The sequence below is a fragment of the Ruegeria sp. HKCCA4633 genome, assembly GCF_013034605.1.
Classification (GTDB): domain Bacteria; phylum Pseudomonadota; class Alphaproteobacteria; order Rhodobacterales; family Rhodobacteraceae; genus Ruegeria.
Map to the genome: position 1 here is coordinate 632,522 of NZ_WQGJ01000001.1, position 17,242 is coordinate 649,763.

Here is a 17,242-nt window from a genome sequence, read left to right on the forward strand (position 1 = left end):
GCCTTGGCGCATAAGAGGCGAGCGATGAGTTTTCTAGGAGTCGAACAATCATTGACGGGGCGACGCTGGGTTGGCCCCAGCGCCGAAGTCGAGCGCGCCTCAGAAATGATGGCACAGCAGACTGATCTGCCACGCGCGGTGTGCCAGGTTCTGGCCCGACGCGGTGTGCCGGTGATGGAGGCTCGCGGTTTCCTTGACCCAAAGCTCAAGGAATTGCTGCCCGACCCGCGTGCGATGAAAGACATGGAGGTTGCAGCGACACGCTTTCTTGACGCGGTTAGACATCGTCAGAAAATCGCTGTGTTTGCCGATTACGATGTCGACGGCGGCAGCTCTGCCGCGCTGCTGATGGTCTGGCTGCGCCATATGGGTTTGCAGGCGACGCTGTATGTGCCAGACCGCATCGACGAAGGATATGGCCCCAATGCACCTGCCATGCGGGATTTAGCGGAAGCGCATGATCTGATCATTTGCGTTGACTGCGGAACACTCAGCCATGACCCGATCGCAGCGGCCAAGGGGGCCGACGTGATCGTTCTGGATCACCACCTTGGGGGCGAAACCCTGCCCGATTGCGTCGCTGTCGTGAATCCGAACCGCCAGGACGAAAGCGGCGATCTGGGGTATCTTTGCGCAGCAGGTGTGGTGTTCTTGATGCTGGTCGAAGCCGGACGACAATTGCGCGAAGCAGGAGCGAAGGGGCCGGACCTGATGTCGATGCTGGATCTGGTGGCGCTGGCTACCGTGGCCGACGTCGCACCTTTGATCGATGCCAATCGCGCTTTGGTTCGGCAGGGTTTGAAGGTGATGGCGCTGCGCCAGCGCCCCGGTCTTGTGGCCCTGTCCGACGTTTCGCGCATGGATACCGCGCCGAACAGTTATCATCTTGGATTTCTGCTGGGTCCTCGTGTGAACGCAGGCGGACGGATCGGTCAAGCTGATCTGGGCGCGCGATTGCTAAGCACAGAGTCCCCACACGAAGCGCAAGCTTTGTCCGAGCGTTTGGATGCGTTGAACACAGAACGTCGTGATATTGAGAACGCTGTTCGCGCGGCAGCCATGGAACAGGCCGAGTATCGTGGCCTGGGCGCGCCCTTGGTGTGGGCGGCGGGCGAAGGCTGGCACCCCGGCGTGGTGGGGATCGTAGCCTCGCGTCTGAAGGAAACCACCAACCGCCCGGCCATCGTGATTGGCTTTGATGGGGATGAAGGCAAAGGCTCGGGTCGGTCGGTCTCGGGCGTTGATCTGGGGGCCTCAATCCAGCGTCTCACCGCTGAAGGTCTGTTGGTCAAGGGCGGCGGCCACAAGATGGCGGCGGGTCTGACGGTGATGCGCGACAAGCTTGAACCTGCCATGGAGCGTCTGAGCGAGTTGCTGGCCAAACAAGGGGCCGGTCAGAGCGGCCCGGCCGACCTGAAGCTGGACGGTGCACTCATGCCCGGCGCGGCGACGGTTGATCTGATAGAACAGGTTGAAAAGGCGGGACCATTTGGCGCCAGCGCCCCTGCCCCACGCTATGCTTTGCCGGACCTTCAGGTGCGCTTTGCTAAACGAGCCGGGGAAACACATCTGAAACTATCGCTGGCCGATGGCATGGGCGGTGGGCTCGACGCAATTGCCTTTGGTGCCTTTGACGGACCCATGGGTGAGAAGCTTTCAAATCATGGTGGCGCGCGTTTCCATTTCGCGGGACGGCTTGAGGTGAATACATGGGGCGGGCGCCAATCGGTGCAACTCAGGCTGGAGGATGCAGCAGAGGCAAATTAGCGCTCTGCGACAGTGGCCCAAAAAACTTTCACATCCCTGCATTTTTCCGCTTGCGGGGGTCACGGTGAAACCGTAAAAGGCCCTCCACAAGCCAGCGTGGCCCGTTCGTCTATCGGTTAGGACGCCAGGTTTTCAACCTGGAAAGAGGGGTTCGATTCCCCTACGGGCTACCACTTGTGCTTGCGCCACTACCAAATGGCCCGTTCGTCTATCGGTTAGGACGCCAGGTTTTCAACCTGGAAAGAGGGGTTCGATTCCCCTACGGGCTACCATTTCCTTGCCTAAGTTCCGAATTTTTCGCGGCATAGATCTTTGATCTGCGTCCAAATCGATTTGTATTCTGGTGTGTTTTCCGCCGCATAATGGAAGTTCTTTATCAACCCGGTCAGCTGCGTAAACACCTGCCGTACTTCGGCTTTGTCCGAGAAGGCCGCTTTGGATTGCGTGACATCATAGATAAGCTTGAACGTCATTTTCTGCCGCTCCAGCGGAACGGTCGCATCGACCTTGTCGAAGGCGTCTTGCTGCAAGTAGACCATGTCAACAAAAAGCGCTTTTTGCTGTGTTACAAAATCGTCGATCGTGACACCCTCTTCCCCCGTGACCTGCATCATCTGGTCAACCTGTTCGCCCTTTTCGATCAGAGCGATCAGGTCGCGCACTTTACCCGTCCAGCCGGGTTCGGCATTCTTGTCGTACCAATCCGACAACTGATCTGTGTACCGAGACCAGCTGAGCATCGGGTCAACCGCCGGGTAAAAGCGTTTATAGGCACGCTCGGACGACAGGCCGAGGAAGCACTTGACCGTCGACAGGGTGGATTGCGTGACAGGCTCGTCAAAATTACCGCCCGCAGGTGAAACCGTTCCGATCAGCGTCAGACTGCCCAGATCACCGTCGTTGGTTTTCAGGGCCCCTGCCCGCTCGTACAACCCTTTGATGGAGCTTTCCAGATAGGCGGGGAACCCTTCTTCGCCTGGAATTTCCTCAAGCTTGCCCGAGGTTTCACGCATGGCTTGCGCCCAGCGGCTTGTGCTGTCGGCGATCAGCAATACGTCATAGCCCATCTGCCGGTAATATTCGCCCAACGTAATGCCAGTGAAGATCGAAGCCTCGCGCGCGGCAACCGGCATCGAGGACGTATTACAGATGATAATTGTCCGATCCATCAGGCTACCCCCCGTGGTCGGATCGGTCATCTTCGGGAATTCCTCGATGGTTTCCACCACCTCACCCGCACGTTCACCGCAGGCTACAACTATCACGATATCGACCTTTGCGTTCCGTGCGATCAGGTTCTGCAGCACGGTCTTGCCTGCCCCGAACGGCCCGGGAATACAGGCGGTTCCGCCGCGGGCAATCGGGAAGAACGTGTCGATCAAACGTTGTGAAGTCAGAACAGGCTCGGTCGGATACAGTCGCTCAGACAACGTGCGTTTCAGGATGTTTTCCGGCAATGGCCGCCGAACCGGCCATTTCTGCGACAGGGTCAGAGTATGCTCGCCCCCGTTTTCGTCTTCAAGGCGCGCGACAATGTCATGGATCGTGGCCGCGCCCTTTTGTACCCAGACCACCTTGTATGTACCGGACCAATTGAATGGCAGCATGATCTTGTGGCTAAAGTGTCCCTCGGGCACTGTCCCGATACTGTCCCCAGCAGTTACTGCGTCGCCAACCTTGACCGAAGGCGTAAAGGACCATTTCGCCAGCTCATCCAAGGGCGCCACATCTGCACCGCGTGGCAGGAAGGTGCCAAATTCGGCGGCCACTTTGGGCAGAGGCGATTGCAACCCGTCAAACACCTGCCCCAATAGTCCCGGCCCCAGCTCAACCGACAGCAACTGACCCGATTGCTCAACCGGATCGCCAACAGCCACGCCGTCGGTACTTTCATAGACCTGTACGTCTGCGGTATCGCCACGCACTCGCAGCACTTCGGCTTTCAGACGTTCCTGACGCCCACCGGGACTGGGGCGCGATGGCAGGATGAACACCACCTCGTTTTTGACTAATTGGCCTGGCTGACCGGTCGCGTCCGGGTTGGCTTGTATTTGCACAAGCCCTTCCTGAACCGAGACGACCCGTGCAGTCGAGGTTTGCTTAGCTGAGGTTGGGGCTGTCATGCGCTTGCTCCCTCAAAATCGATATCGGCGACATCGGCCATGGCCTGTTGCGCCAGTTTCTCAAATCGCTTGGCCGCCTCGGTGGCGCTGCTTTGCGCCCAGCGGTCGAAAATATTCCAGATCAGAACATAAATCGCGACCGCCTCAAAATCGAACATGTGGCGGGCTGCATGTCGTTTGAGTTGCTTGTGGCTGATCGACAAAAGCAGACGTTCCAGTCCAAGCGGATCTTCGTCTTCGAGCAATTGGTGCGCCTCTTTCAGCCACGGCATGGGCGTATCCAGCCCAAATGTAGGATCGGTCCAGTAGGCTGGAATGTGGCGGCTCCATCGTCCGACGCCGAACGAGCCTGAAGGCGCGGGTTCTCCGCGTTTTCTAAGGCGCAGTGCTGCAACAACCGAGCGGAGTTCCATGCGCTCCACAAAGAGCTTGCGTAAGGTGGGCTGTGGGATGTCCATCAACGCCTGTTTACAGCGCTGGATTGCCTGAACGTCAGTGACATCCATGTCATAGGCGCTCCAGCTCAGCGTGTGCTCAAGAACATTCAAGACCTTGGCATCATCCGCTGTCAGAGCCGTCAACCGACGGTCGAGCCTGATGCGCGAAAGCGGAGGCTGTTTGGCAACAAACAAGCGCTCCGACCCCGGAAGACTGCACATCAATGCGATATAGGCGTCCTGCTCTGACATCTCAGCGGATGACCCCTTCCAGAACGGCACGGAATCTCGGCTGCAAATGCTCCATCAGCAATGAAGCCACCGCCTTGTCTGTGAGGTCCAGAACGACTCCCTCGTCCTCTGCGCGAACGCGGATGCCTTCTTGGGTATCGTCTGCCACATGCAGTTCGACATTCTCGCGCAGCATCTTCGCCGTCAGTCCAAGAACATACTTCGTCAGCTGGCCAGATTGAATGTCATCCGCGTTTTGCTTGATGTCTTCCTGCGTGGCGACCTTGGTAGGCAAAATGACCTGAACCTTGCCGTCCAGATTGGCTCCCTCACTGGCCCGACCGACAACCTCCAGTATCATTTGCCTAATAAGCTCAGGATCGGACATCTCTTCGGTCACAAGGCGTTCAACGTCTTCTTTGAAGCGATCCGTCAGACCGGCTTTCATGGTCAACACGGCGTCCCGCATCGCGGTGTTCAACGCTTCTTCACCCGCTGCACGGTAGTTGTCGGATTCTGTGCGGGCTTTCTTCTTAAACTCATCGGCTTCGCGTTTTGCATCCGCCAGAATGCGCGCGGCCTCGGCCTTGGCGTCTTCGCGCAGCTTCTCGGCTTCGGCCTGACCTGCGGCAACCCCATCGTTGCGCAGCTTGTCGATCAGGGCATCAACGCCATGTGAAATTGCTCCGGTCTGTGCCATCAGCTGATCCCCGCACTAATGACCAAGGCGAACACAAAGGCAAAAACACCAAAGCCTTCGATAATCGCGGCCGGTGCGAGCGCGAGGCCAAAAATTTCGGGCTTTTCCTTGGTGGCGTTGATTGCTGCCGCACAGGCTCGACCTTGCCAGATGCCGCAATACATCAGTGCAATGCCCGACAGAATGCCAATGCCGAACAATCCGCCTGCGTTTTCCGGTGTCACGGCGCGGTTCAGGGTGAACATGATGACAATCCCATAGATCACCATCGTGGACGGAAAGGCCGAAACGCCGACGAAACGCCCGTAGCCGCCTTCGGTTTCTGTCATGGCTCCGATACTGGCCATCCCCGCAATCGAACAGCCAATGGCGCTTGCCGCAGCCCCCAACGCCATAGGCGCATAGATGCCCAGCCAACCCAGTGTAAGAACAAGCTCATTCATTCCTGAACCTCCTTGCGGGCAAACGGACGAAACACGATGCCTTCATCCGGCAGACCCCATTTAAAGAATTCGATGTAATTGAGACGTAAGCCGTGGACGACGCCGCTCATCATGGCGAGCGCGAAGTTCAAAACGTGACCGATGATCAGGATCAGCAGCCCAAACAGAATGCCCGGCCCTTTCAGCGCCTGCATGACGGAAACGGCCAGATCGTTGAACGTGATCGCCAGCGACGCCGAAGCCAGACCAAGCGCAAACAGGCGCATATAGCTAAGGACATCGCCAAACGCGCCCATCGCCCCTGCTAGGCTTTGCAAGCCCTCGATCAGACGCCAGATCCAGTCTGTCGGCTTCTGGATCATCCGCTCACTGGAAAACAAGACAATCGCCGCAACGCCGAGGATCAGGATCGCCGACCCCGGCACAGGCGATTTGCCGTTCATATAGCTAAGCCACAGTACAAACCCGCCGATCAAGGCAGCAATCCAACCCAGATTGGCAATCGCCTTGCGTTGCCCCCACGCGGCATGGGCCGCTAATGCGTTGGCCAGAACCAGATGCAAGACACCAACCACAATCGACACCATCATCATTGCGCCGAAATTGTTCAAATCCAGCACCTTGAGCTTTGCCCAGATCGAACCTGCAGATGGAGAAACCCCAAAGTAACTGCCGACCAAGATGCCGTAGAGGATTGTAGCCCCAGAAACGGTCAGCCCATAAAGACGCCACGATCGCTGACCCGCAGTCGCGCCCATACGCTTCCAGAACAGCAAAAGGCCCAGCAGGATTACGACCCCGTATCCAGCATCTGCCACGATCATTGCGAAGAAGAACGCGAACGAGGCTGCGACGATCACGCTGGGGTCCCAATCCTTATAGCCGGGTACTTGATAAAACAGCGCCAAGTCCACCGCAGAACTACGTTTTTCAGGCTGTTCCAATAATGTGGGCGGGGTATCTTCCGGCCCCGGTTCTTCGATCAGAACTGCCGCATCTTTTGCTTTCGCCAATTCCAATACAGCGTCCATACGGTCTTTGGGGACCCAGCCCTGCACAGCAAAAACTGCCTCTTCATCGCGTACTTTCTGCTTTGCATGAGCCAGTTCGGCGGCGCTTTCTGCAACGGACAGGTTCCGGCGCATCAAGGTCAGATAGCGGGTTTGCGCCACGCGCTCTGCCTCTAAGGCCTCAAGCGCGATTTCGGCCTCCTCCAGTTGCGCCTCAAGCTCGTGAATGGGCAACGAACCCACATGCGTGCGCGGGATCGGAAGAATGTCATCGTCGGGCTCGTCGGGAGAGATCAGGACCGCGTAAAGAAATCGGTGGTCTTCTTCCAAAATCGCCCAGGGCAATTTGACCTCTGACAGAGCTTCACGGTGTTTCAGTGGCAACTGATAGAACCACAGCCGATTGCCTGCCAAAACATCCGTTGGCGGGAAGTCCAGATCACCCCAGGGCCGCACCTGAGCGATACGATGCGCCAGAAAATCCCGCCGGTCCATCGTATCCCGAGTGCGCTGCATGAGGTCAGTCACCTCATTCACGAAACCGTCCATGTCAAAACCGGGGTTTCGCTGGATCTGGCGCCGTGGCTCGGGAACTTCTGCAAGGAAACGCAACGCTTTATACGCTTCTCTTGCACCACGTTCGCTGATCTTTTCAGGTTCATTCGGCGGGGGAACAAGCGGTAGAACATGCATACAGCCAAGGTCTTGCAGCGCCTCAAGCGTGTCCGATTTTTGGGCTGCCGGCCCGATCAGAGACATCTTCTTCAAACGTGCGACGCTCATGTCAAAACCTCTCGCGCGTGTTTGCGTTTAGAGATTTTTGACTGCACGACCGCCTGCATTTGTTCGTCACTCAGATAGATGCGGATCTTCTTGATGTTGGCCTTGGCACGGGGGATCAGAACCTTTTCGAACAGGTTGACCCGCTGCGTAATCGTGGCCACCGCCTTGTCGAAAATGCGCACGCGCTCCTCGGCGATTTTGACCCGCAGGCGCGCTTCGATCATGTCATGTAGCAACTGCGCGGCGGCATCAACCCAATGGGGTTTGGCAAGCACGGAATAAGGACGCACGACAACTTCGATCCGGTCAAGGTCAGGCATTTTGACGCCAACCACGTTGACCTCTTTGACCTTGTAGTCCTTAAGCTCAACCAGACCGTCCAGATCGATACCCTGCTGGGCCAGCATGGGAAGCTTTTCACCCACCTGCTGCGCTAGGGCCGCCACCTCTTGCTCAAGGCGTTTGACGTCCTCACGCGCTTTCACTCGTTCGGCCATCAACTGCTGGCGCTTCAGGTCCAGCGACGGCAGGAACCGCTCGTAGCTTTTCAGCTGCGTCTGCTGGCGGGCCAGTGACGATTTATTCAGCTGCAACCGCGCCATTGGCATCCTTTGGGAAATACTTGTCGATCAGGGTCTGTTTCATCAACAATTGTTCTGGCGCAAAACACTCTGCTAGTGTCTTCCAGCCCAGGTCCAGCGCCTCCTCCAGAGGGATGGAAACGTTGATGTTCATGAACCGTGCACGGAACAATCCTCCAAACTTCAGCAATTGATGGTCATAGTCGGAAAGATCAAACGCCATCGCCTGCTTTTGCGCGGCATCGCGGCTTTCTGAATAGAAACGGATCATCGTGTTCATGATCTGGCCGTGATCTTCGCGCGTGGTCTTGCCGATTACGTTCTGCTTGAGGCGCGACAGGCTGCCGAACGGATCAATCACGCCAGAGTGGAGATAGAACTGGCCTTCAGTGATGTAGCCGGTGTTATCGGGGACCGGGTGGGTTACGTCATTACCGGGCATCGTTGTCACAGTCAGAACCGTGACCGATCCACCCTTGGCGTAATCGCACGCCTTTTCGTACCGGCGTGCGAGCTGCGAATAGAGATCGCCCATATAGCCCCGCTGGGACGGCACGCGTTCCTGACTGATCCCCACTTCTTTCATCGCGTCGGCATAAGCTGTCATATCGGTCAGCAGAACGAGAACGCGCTTGCCCTCTTCCACCGCAAATTTCTCAGCCACCGCCAGAGCCATGTCAGGGACCAACAGTCGTTCGACCAAAGGGTCCATTGCCTGATTGACGAACATCACAGTGCGTGAGAACACGCCAGCATCCTCGAACGAAGTTCGGAATGTGTGGTAATCGTCAAAGATCAGCCCCAAGCCGCCGAAAACGACAATGTCCGCATCTGCCTGAATGCCGATTCGGCTGAGGAACGCGTTGAATGGCTCACCCGAAACTGAAAAAATCGGGATTTTCTGACTTTCGACCAATGTGTTGAACACGTCGATCATTGGCACGTCGGTGCGGATCATTTTGTTGGGAACGGCGCGCTCAGCCGGGTTTACGGTCGGTCCGCCAATGTCGATTCGGGGCTCGGAAGACAGATCTGGCCCACCGTCTATCGGCACCCCTGCGCCATCAAAGACCCGCCCCAGAATATTGGCCGAATACGGTGTCTGCATCGGGTGACCAAGAAAGGTCGCCGTCGCCTCGGTCGAAATCCCCTTGGTGCCGGAAAACACCTGAAGCGTCACAACATCCCGGTCGATGAAGATCGCCTGGGCCAATGTTTTTCGGCCATCTACAGTTTCAATGACGGCGAGGTCGTTGTATCGAACAGCAGGGTTTCCTTCGCCCTCAACCGGCACCCGAACTTTGATCGTGTCGCCTACAATTTCCAGAACTCGGGTGTATTTCAACAAGCTTCGGGACATCATCTACCCTCGCTGATCCAAGTTGTTTTCTGTTAAACTCGCGGCGTTGTTCACCGGCAATTTTTTGCAATAACGGCATTAGCTTACAACGAATTCACAAATTAGCAAATGAGTTCAACATCACCCATCCAAAGATGCCCGGGCGTCAATTACTAAAAATTTAGTTTGACAGGTACGCAAAAAATCGCTGATGCTGTCCGGCATCCGGTTCCAACCGGAAACCATAATCTTTGGGAGGAGACAGATGCGGAGACATCTACTTTCCGCAGTGGCGGCGGCTGCCGTCATTGCGGGGCACGGTCCCGTTTGGGCCGACGAAGCCGCAGCACAACGTTGGATCGACGACGAATTCCAGCCATCGACCTTGTCGAAAGACGAACAGATGGCCGAGATGCAGTGGTTCATCGAAGCTGCACAACCCTATGCTGGCATGGAAATCAATGTCCTGTCCGAGGGCATCCCGACCCATTCTTACGAATCCGAGGTTCTGACCAAGGCGTTCGAAGAAATCACCGGCATCAAGGTCAACCACCAAATCCTGGGTGAAGGTGAAGTGGTTCAGGCTGTTCAGACTCAGATGCAGACGGGCCGGAACCTGTATGACGGCTATGTCAACGACAGTGACCTGATCGGTACGCATTCGCGTCTGCAACTGGCCTATCCGCTGACCGACATGATGGGCGGCGATTGGGCGGCGACAACCTCGCCGACGCTGGACCTGGATGACTTCATGGGCATTCAGTTCACCACCGGTCCCGACGGCAAGCTATATCAGTTGCCCGACCAGCAGTTTGCGAACCTTTACTGGTTCCGCAAGGACTGGTTCGATGACGAAGCCAACAAGGCCGCGTTCAAAGAAAAGTACGGGTATGATCTGGGCGTTCCGGTCAACTGGTCAGCCTATGAGGATATCGCCGAATTCTTCACCAATGACGTGAAAGAAGTCGACGGTGTGACGATCTACGGCCACATGGACTATGGCAAGCGCGCGCCTGACCTTGGCTGGCGCATGACCGACGCCTGGCTGTCGATGGCCGGTGCCGGCGACGTTGGCGAGCCGAACGGTGTTCCGGTCGATGAATGGGGCATCCGCATGGAAGCGGGCACCTGTAACCCTGTTGGCGCATCCGTATCGCGCGGTGGTGCAGCCAATGGTCCGGCTGCGGTCTATGCGATCCGAAAATGGGATGAGTGGTTGCGGGCCTATGCGCCTCCGGGTGCGGCGTCTTATGACTTCTACCAGTCGCTGCCTGCGCTCAGCCAGGGCAACGTGGCGCAGCAGATCTTCTGGTATACCGCCTTTACTGCTGACATGGTGAAGCCGAAGTCCGAAGGCAACAACACCGTGGATGACGAAGGCACACCGCTGTGGCGGATGGCGCCCAGCCCGCATGGCCCCTATTGGGAAGAAGGCCAGAAGGTTGGATACCAAGACGTGGGTTCGTGGACCTTCCTGAAATCGACCCCCTCGGATCGTGCTCAGGCTGCGTGGCTGTACGCTCAGTTCGTGACGTCCAAAACTGTTGACGTGAAGAAGTCCCATGTGGGTCTGACCTTCATCCGCGACAGCTCGGTCAACCACGAGTCGTTCACCGAACGCGCACCCAAACTGGGTGGTTTGGTCGAGTTCTATCGCTCGCCTGACCGTGTGGCGTGGTCGCCGACCGGCATCAACGTTCCAGACTATCCGAAACTGGCCCAGATTTGGTGGCAGCAGATTGGTGACGTGAACTCAGGTGCCTTTACCCCGCAAGAGGCGATGGACCGTCTGGCCGAAGAGATGGACATCACCATGGCCCGCATGCAGGCCGCGGATGAAAGCGCCGGTGTCTACGGTGGCTGTGGCCCCCGCTTGAACGAGCCGCAGGATGCGTCCTTCTGGTTGGAAAAAGCAGGTTCGCCCAAAGCCAAGCTTGAGAACGAAAAGCCACAGGGCCAGACCGTCAACTATGACGAGCTGGTTAAGCGCTGGCAGTCTCAGTAAGCCGAAGCAATCGGGGATGCCGTATGCGGCATCCCCATCCCAAGGCCAGTGCGATGCACTGAAGGACCGGAACTCACGGACATGATCGAACTTCAAGACGCGACCAAAAGGGTCGGCAACGTCATCCATATCAAGCCCACAAACCTGAAGCTTCATACAGGTCACTTCAACGTTCTTTTAGGGGCGACCGGATCGGGCAAGACCTCTCTGATCAAGATGATGGCCGGGCTGGACCCGATCGCCTCGGGCAAGGTCCTTATGGATGGGCAGGACGTGACTCGACTGAACACGCAAAAGCGACAGATCAGCCTGGTGCACCAATTCTTCGTGAACTACCCCCACATGACCGTTTTTGACAACATCGCCTCGCCCTTGCGCGTGGCTGGCATGGTAAAGTCCGAAATCGAGGGCCGCGTGGAAGAGGCCGCCGATCTGCTTCAATTACGCCCCATGCTGCACCGCCGCCCGCATGAGCTGTCGGGAGGCCAACAGCAACGTACTGCGCTGGCTCGGGCCATCGCGAAAGAAAGTCGTGCGGTCTTCCTGGATGAACCGCTGGCGAACCTGGATTACAAACTGCGCGAGGAACTGCGCGAACAGCTGCCGGACCTGTTCGCTGGACGCGGCGCAGTGGTGGTTTACGCCACCTCGGAACCCGAAGAGGCCCTTTTGTTGGGCGGCTACACGGCCTTGATGGAAGATGGTCGCGTGACTCAATTCGGACCGACCGCAGACATTTACCGCAACCCTGAAAACATCGCCGCCGCGCGCGTCTTCTCGGACCCGCCGATCAACGTGGCCAGCATCACAGTTTCGGGCGCTCAGGCGCAACTGGCGGGCGGCGGAGGCTGGGCCGTATCTGATATGGCTGACGGCGATTACATGGTTGCCGTGCGCCCGCACAGAGTGACGCCATTCCGTACGACTGACGCGGACGTCGAACTGACAGGCCGCGTCATCGTGACAGAACTGTCCGGCTCGGATTCCAGTGCGCATTTTCGGCACGGATCGGATGACTGGGTCTCTCTGGCCGCTGGCGTGCACCCTTATCAGGTTGGTGAGGATCACAATTTCTACCTGAACCCGGCCCATTGCCGGTATTTCAGCCAAGACGGCAAGAGGGTGGCCTGACATGGCACAGATCAAGCTTTCAAACCTGCGACACAGCTACATGCCCGCGCCGAAAGGCCCCGAGGATTATGCGCTGAAAGAAATTGATGTGACCTGGCGCGATGGTGGGGCATACGCTCTGCTCGGGCCGTCGGGCTGCGGCAAGTCCACGCTGCTGAACATCATATCCGGCCTTCTTACCCCCTCGGAAGGTCGGATCCTGTTTGATGACCAGGACGTCACCGCCCTGCCCCCCGATCAGCGCAACATCGCACAGGTGTTCCAGTTCCCGGTGATCTACGACACGATGACCGTGGGCGAAAACCTGGCCTTTCCGCTCAAAAATCGGGGCGTAGATGCAGCGACGATCAAGCGCCGCGTCGATGAGATTGCCGAGATGCTGGACGTCACGGATATGCTGAATACCCGCGCCAGCGGCCTCAGCCCAGACAACAAGCAGAAGATCTCGATGGGGCGCGGTCTGGTCCGTGATGACGTGAACGCGGTGATGTTTGATGAACCGCTGACCGTGATTGACCCGCATCTGAAATGGAAACTACGGTCCAAGCTGAAAGAGCTGCACCAACGCGTCAAGGCCACCATGATTTACGTGACCCACGACCAAACCGAAGCGCTGACTTTCGCGGACGAAGTGGTCGTCATGCAAGAGGGCGAGGTCGTACAAATTGGCACCCCGGTAGAGCTGTTCGAGCGGCCCCAACATACATTCGTCGGCCATTTCATCGGCTCGCCGGGCATGAATGTTCTAGCCTGCGAGGCCAAGGGTGACCGCGCGGTCTTCGAAGGACACGAGGTCATGCTGGAAGGTCCCACCTTGGGCGAAGGTGGCCGCACCGATCTGGGTATTCGCCCGGAATACATCAGCTTTGGCGAAACAGGCGTTCCCGCGCATGTGACCAAAGTTGCGGACATCGGTCGCCACTATGTGGTCAGCGCCATGGTCGGAGACACGCCGGTAAAGGCGGTCGCAGAACACAACGCGCCCAACCCAGGCTCGCATGTCTTTCTGCAATTCAAGCCAGAACAATCCCGCGTCTACCGTGACGGGTGGATCGCAACTCAGGAGCGGGCGCAATGAGAACCGAAAATCAAAAAGCATGGTTCTTTGTCCTGCCGGTTCTGGCGCTGGTCGCGTTCAACGCGCTGGTGCCGATGATGACGGTGGTCAACTATTCGGTGCAGGAAACCTTTGGCAACAATCAGTTCTTCTGGGAAGGTCTGGGCTGGTTCGAACAAATCCTGCGCTCCGACCGATTTCAGGCGGCTTTGGGGCGCCAGTTCCTGTTCACCTTCCTGATCCTGCTGATCGAAGTGCCTTTGGGCATTATCGTGGCCCTTTCAATGCCGCGCAAAGGGTTCTGGGTGCCGGTCTGTCTGGTGCTGATGGCACTGCCGATGCTGATCCCGTGGAACGTGGTCGGATCAATGTGGAACATCTTTACCTTGCCGAAAATCGGACTGATGGGATATTTTCTCAATGACGTTCTGGGCATCAACTATGACATGACGCAACAGCCTCTGTCCGCCTGGATCACGGTTATCGTCATGGATGTCTGGCACTGGACCTCGCTGGTTGTGCTGCTGTGCTATGCGGGCCTCGTTTCAATCCCGGACGCCTATTATCAAGCCGCCAAGATCGACGGGGCCAGCCCGTGGTCGGTGTTCCGCTACATCCAGTTACCCAAGATGAAAACCGTTCTGACCATCGCAATCCTGCTGCGGTTCATGGACAGTTTCAACATCTATACCGAGCCCTTTGTTCTGACCGGCGGCGGCCCCGGCAACTCAACCACCTTGCTGTCGATCGACCTTGTGAAGATCGCGCTCGGACAGTTCGATCTAGGCCCGGCGGCCGCGATGAGCCTGATCTATTTCGCCATCACGCTGCTGGTCTCATGGGTCTTCTACACACTGATGACAAAGGATGACGCGGAATGAAAAAGCGGTCCCTTATCCCGATCCTCTATATCGCGTTCCTGATGCTGCCGATCTATTGGCTGGTGGCGATGTCCTTCAAGACCACGAACGAGATTCTGTCGGGCTTTTCCCTGTTTCCCCAGACCTTTACGCTGGAGAATTACATCACCATCTTCACCGATCCGACGTGGTATTGGGGCTATATCAACTCGATCCTCTATGTGACGATCAACACGGTGCTTTCGGTCTGTGTGGCACTACCTGCGGCTTATGCGTTCTCGCGCTATCGGTTCCTGGGGGACAAGCAATTGTTCTTCTGGCTGCTGACCAACCGGATGGCACCGGCGGCGGTGTTCGCGCTGCCGTTCTTCCAGCTTTATTCCTCCATCGGCTTGTTCGACAACCATCTGGCGGTTGCACTGGCACACACATTGTTCAACGTGCCATTGGCAGTGTGGATTCTGGAAGGCTTCATGCGCGGCATCCCGAAAGAACTGGATGAGACGGCCTATGTCGATGGCTATTCCTTCCCGCGCTTTTTCGTGACGATCTTCCTGCCCAACATCAAAGCGGGCGTCGGCGTCGCAGCCTTCTTCTGCTTCATGTTCTCATGGGTGGAAATGCTGCTGGCGAAAACCCTGACTGCAGTCGAAGCCAAACCCATCGCCGCCGTGATGACCCGCACCGCATCAAGCGCGGGGTATGAGCTGGGCCTACTGGCTGCCGCCGGGACGCTGACCATCATACCCGGTGCCATCGTCATCTGGTTTGTCCGCAACTACATCGCGCGCGGTTTCGCGATGGGCCGAGTGTGAGGTTCGATATGCGTAAACTACTATTCACCCTCCCCTTCCTGCCCACCATGGCTGTCGCTCAGCAAGCGGGTTGGGGCAATGTCGGCCAGCAAGAAGAAAAGGGGTTTTCCTGGACCGATCCCCTTTGGCCCGATTTCTGGATGGCATGGACGCCAGCAACTCTGGCCCTGTTCGTCGGTATTTTTTCGGCAATCGCCCTGATTGGCTTGCTCGAAGGGTTCAAGTACCGCGATGGGATCGAACGGCGTGGTGTGCTGGGATTGACGACCACATTGGGCGACAGGCTGTTCATCACGCTTCTCGGCTCGGCCTATATCTTCCTCGCCTGGCTGGGAATTGTCGGACAACCTGTCTGGACGCCACTTTTCCTGTCGATCGGCTGGGGTATTTTCGTCTTCTGGAAAGTTTAAGCTTTGCGAAACAGCGAAAGGATGCTTGTCTGTCAGGCATACGAACCATGACGACACCGAGATCGATGCGAAAGAAAAAGACGACTAATCTGCTGACCGAGGTCGAACTGGAGTTCATGAACGAGCTCTGGGCTCTCGGGGAAGGCTCGGTGCGCGATGTCCTGGACCGCCTGCCCTCAGAACGCAATCTGGCCTATACGTCTGGTGCCACGATCCTGCGTATTCTGGATGAAAAAGGTTTTGTGGAAAGCCGCAAGTCAGGAAAAACCCTGATCTATACGCCGCTTTTGGAAAAGGACAGATATCAGGCCCGTTCGCTGCAAAACCTGTCCCGCACTCTGTTCGACGACACCCCAGCTACACTGGTGGCACGGCTCGTCGATGATGCCGGGCTGAGCGAAGCCGACCTGGAGGACATTCGAGCGCTGGTAGAGAGGAGACTGCAAAATGACAGCGGTTAGACCGGTTCTCGACGCATATATCGAACTCAACATAGTGCTGGCATTGTCGGCTGCCATCTGGTTGATGGCACGCGTCGCCCTGGCCCGCACGACTCTGCGCCATGGCTATGTCGCACAGCTGCGCGCTCTCAAGGTTCTGTGCATTTGTATTCTGATCAGCCCTTTTCTAGCGTTGGGTGTGTCGTCTTTGGCCGCTCACGCATGGCCGGGGAGCGCCGTCGCCCTTGGTGACATAGCAGTGGCCGCTTATCTGCGCGGTGATATCGCCATGCCTGCCGTGCAGTTCGAGGCCCTGCTGAATACACGTGAAAGATGGGTTGATCTTGCTTTGTCAGGACAGCAGCCCGTTTTCATCTCACTCGCCGCCCTGTTCGCTGTCGCTGCGGCTGTATATGCCATTCGAGCTTTACGGGACGCAGTGATGATCCGACAAACGGTCAGGTCCAGCTTCCTTTGGCGGCAATCGGCAAAGGTGGATATCCGCCTCTCTGATCGCATTACCGTGCCGTTCGCGGTGCGTGGTCTGCGCCGTCGTCATGTCGTTCTGCCCAGCCATCTTCTGGACACACCGCGCGAGCTACGCTTTGCGCTGGCCCATGAGTTTCAGCACATTCGCGCGGGCGATGTGGAATGGGAACTCGGCTTTGAGCTTCTGCGCCCTCTGCTGTTCTGGAATCCGGCATACCTGATGCTCAAGTACCAATTCGGCCGCTTGCGTGAACTGGCATGTGACCAATCCGTTGTTGCGCGCAAAAGGATCGATGCGCGCGAATATACCACGTGTCTTCTGGACTATTGCGCGCGCACTCTTTCAACAAGAAATCCGCGCGTCTTAAACGTTGCCTTTGTGACCGGTGGAAAAGCCAAACGCGTACTGCGTCAGCGCGTGATTGCATTGACCGATGCACAGCCCGCCGAGACGCCTTTGCCGGCGGTGTTTCTTGGCATGTCACTGACGTTCGCCACCCTTCTGGCGCTTGGGGCGGCTTCGATCCAGCAAACACAAGACTGGAGTCATGACCGTCTTATGCTGTCGACCGTGGTCAATCTGGAACGTCTTGAGGCACGCAATCAGGGCAACTGATGCGA

The 17,242-nt window shown here is 57.2% G+C and carries 16 protein-coding genes and 2 tRNA genes; 11 read left to right on the forward strand and 7 right to left on the reverse strand.

Annotation, left to right across the window (positions count from 1 at the left end; genetic code table 11):
- The first annotated feature begins 24 nt into the window (after positions 1 to 24).
- The 3 genes from recJ to GOV85_RS03140 all read left to right on the forward strand — a co-directional run bounded on the left by recJ (position 25) and on the right by GOV85_RS03140 (position 2,039).
- Positions 25 to 1,767 (forward strand): single-stranded-DNA-specific exonuclease RecJ, encoded by a 1,743-nt coding sequence (gene recJ / locus GOV85_RS03130; protein ID WP_171174893.1) that lies wholly within the window; start codon positions 25 to 27, stop codon positions 1,765 to 1,767.
- Between the two features lie 98 nt (positions 1,768 to 1,865).
- Positions 1,866 to 1,940 (forward strand) — tRNA-Glu (locus tag GOV85_RS03135).
- 24 nt (positions 1,941 to 1,964) lie between these two features.
- A tRNA-Glu gene (locus GOV85_RS03140) sits at positions 1,965 to 2,039 on the forward strand.
- A 9-nt stretch (positions 2,040 to 2,048) separates the two neighbouring features.
- On the opposite strand, the gene GOV85_RS03145 is transcribed toward GOV85_RS03140, so the two are convergent.
- From GOV85_RS03145 to GOV85_RS03175, 7 genes are read right to left on the reverse strand one after another with little or no spacing between them, the layout of a single operon-like run.
- Positions 2,049 to 3,890, reverse strand: a complete 1,842-nt coding sequence (locus tag GOV85_RS03145; RefSeq protein WP_171174895.1) for a V-type ATP synthase subunit A — start codon at positions 3,888 to 3,890, stop codon at positions 2,049 to 2,051.
- Positions 3,887 to 4,579, reverse strand: coding sequence for a hypothetical protein (locus GOV85_RS03150; RefSeq protein ID WP_171656678.1), 693 nt, complete (start codon positions 4,577 to 4,579; stop codon positions 3,887 to 3,889). Before GOV85_RS03150 ends, GOV85_RS03145 begins: the two co-directional genes overlap by 4 nt.
- Position 4,580: 1 nt before the next feature.
- Complete coding sequence (locus GOV85_RS03155) at positions 4,581 to 5,258, reverse strand: hypothetical protein (RefSeq protein ID WP_171174899.1); 678 nt, start codon at positions 5,256 to 5,258, stop codon at positions 4,581 to 4,583.
- Positions 5,258 to 5,701 carry an ATP synthase subunit C gene (locus GOV85_RS03160; protein WP_171089197.1) on the reverse strand — a complete coding sequence of 148 codons (444 nt, stop codon included), beginning with the start codon at positions 5,699 to 5,701 and terminating at the stop codon, positions 5,258 to 5,260. The genes GOV85_RS03155 and GOV85_RS03160 overlap by 1 nt, the downstream gene beginning before the upstream one ends.
- The gene (locus GOV85_RS03165) at positions 5,698 to 7,494 is read right to left on the reverse strand and encodes a V-type ATP synthase subunit I (RefSeq protein WP_171174901.1); all 1,797 of its coding nucleotides are present in this window, start codon (positions 7,492 to 7,494) and stop codon (positions 5,698 to 5,700) included. The genes GOV85_RS03160 and GOV85_RS03165 overlap by 4 nt, the downstream gene beginning before the upstream one ends.
- Positions 7,491 to 8,096 (reverse strand): V-type ATP synthase subunit D, encoded by a 606-nt coding sequence (locus tag GOV85_RS03170; RefSeq protein WP_171174903.1) that lies wholly within the window; start codon positions 8,094 to 8,096, stop codon positions 7,491 to 7,493. The genes GOV85_RS03165 and GOV85_RS03170 overlap by 4 nt, the downstream gene beginning before the upstream one ends.
- Positions 8,074 to 9,435, reverse strand: coding sequence for a V-type ATP synthase subunit B (locus tag GOV85_RS03175; RefSeq protein WP_171174905.1), 1,362 nt, complete (start codon positions 9,433 to 9,435; stop codon positions 8,074 to 8,076). Before GOV85_RS03175 ends, GOV85_RS03170 begins: the two co-directional genes overlap by 23 nt.
- Positions 9,436 to 9,679: 244 nt before the next feature.
- Between GOV85_RS03175 and GOV85_RS03180 the strand changes: the two genes are divergently transcribed.
- The 8 genes from GOV85_RS03180 to GOV85_RS03215 all read left to right on the forward strand — a co-directional run bounded on the left by GOV85_RS03180 (position 9,680) and on the right by GOV85_RS03215 (position 17,237).
- The gene (locus GOV85_RS03180; RefSeq protein WP_171174907.1) at positions 9,680 to 11,419 is read left to right on the forward strand and encodes an ABC transporter substrate-binding protein; all 1,740 of its coding nucleotides are present in this window, start codon (positions 9,680 to 9,682) and stop codon (positions 11,417 to 11,419) included.
- Between the two features lie 81 nt (positions 11,420 to 11,500).
- The gene (locus tag GOV85_RS03185) at positions 11,501 to 12,550 is read left to right on the forward strand and encodes an ABC transporter ATP-binding protein (RefSeq protein ID WP_171174909.1); all 1,050 of its coding nucleotides are present in this window, start codon (positions 11,501 to 11,503) and stop codon (positions 12,548 to 12,550) included.
- Between the two features lies 1 nt (position 12,551).
- On the forward strand, positions 12,552 to 13,628 hold the full coding sequence (locus tag GOV85_RS03190; RefSeq protein WP_171174911.1) for an ABC transporter ATP-binding protein: 1,077 nt from the start codon (positions 12,552 to 12,554) through the stop codon (positions 13,626 to 13,628).
- Positions 13,625 to 14,488 carry a carbohydrate ABC transporter permease gene (locus GOV85_RS03195; RefSeq protein WP_171174913.1) on the forward strand — a complete coding sequence of 288 codons (864 nt, stop codon included), beginning with the start codon at positions 13,625 to 13,627 and terminating at the stop codon, positions 14,486 to 14,488. Before GOV85_RS03190 ends, GOV85_RS03195 begins: the two co-directional genes overlap by 4 nt.
- Positions 14,485 to 15,282, forward strand: a complete 798-nt coding sequence (locus GOV85_RS03200) for a carbohydrate ABC transporter permease (RefSeq protein WP_171174915.1) — start codon at positions 14,485 to 14,487, stop codon at positions 15,280 to 15,282. The genes GOV85_RS03195 and GOV85_RS03200 overlap by 4 nt, the downstream gene beginning before the upstream one ends.
- 8 nt (positions 15,283 to 15,290) lie before the next feature.
- A complete protein-coding gene (locus GOV85_RS03205; RefSeq protein WP_171174917.1) occupies positions 15,291 to 15,692 on the forward strand; it encodes a DUF2160 domain-containing protein in 402 nt (133 codons plus the stop codon).
- Between the two features lie 65 nt (positions 15,693 to 15,757).
- Positions 15,758 to 16,153: a BlaI/MecI/CopY family transcriptional regulator gene (locus GOV85_RS03210; RefSeq protein WP_171174919.1), complete on the forward strand. Its 396-nt coding sequence runs from the start codon at positions 15,758 to 15,760 to the stop codon at positions 16,151 to 16,153.
- On the forward strand, positions 16,140 to 17,237 hold the full coding sequence (locus GOV85_RS03215) for a M56 family metallopeptidase (RefSeq protein WP_171174921.1): 1,098 nt from the start codon (positions 16,140 to 16,142) through the stop codon (positions 17,235 to 17,237). Before GOV85_RS03210 ends, GOV85_RS03215 begins: the two co-directional genes overlap by 14 nt.
- Positions 17,238 to 17,242 lie beyond the last annotated feature (5 nt).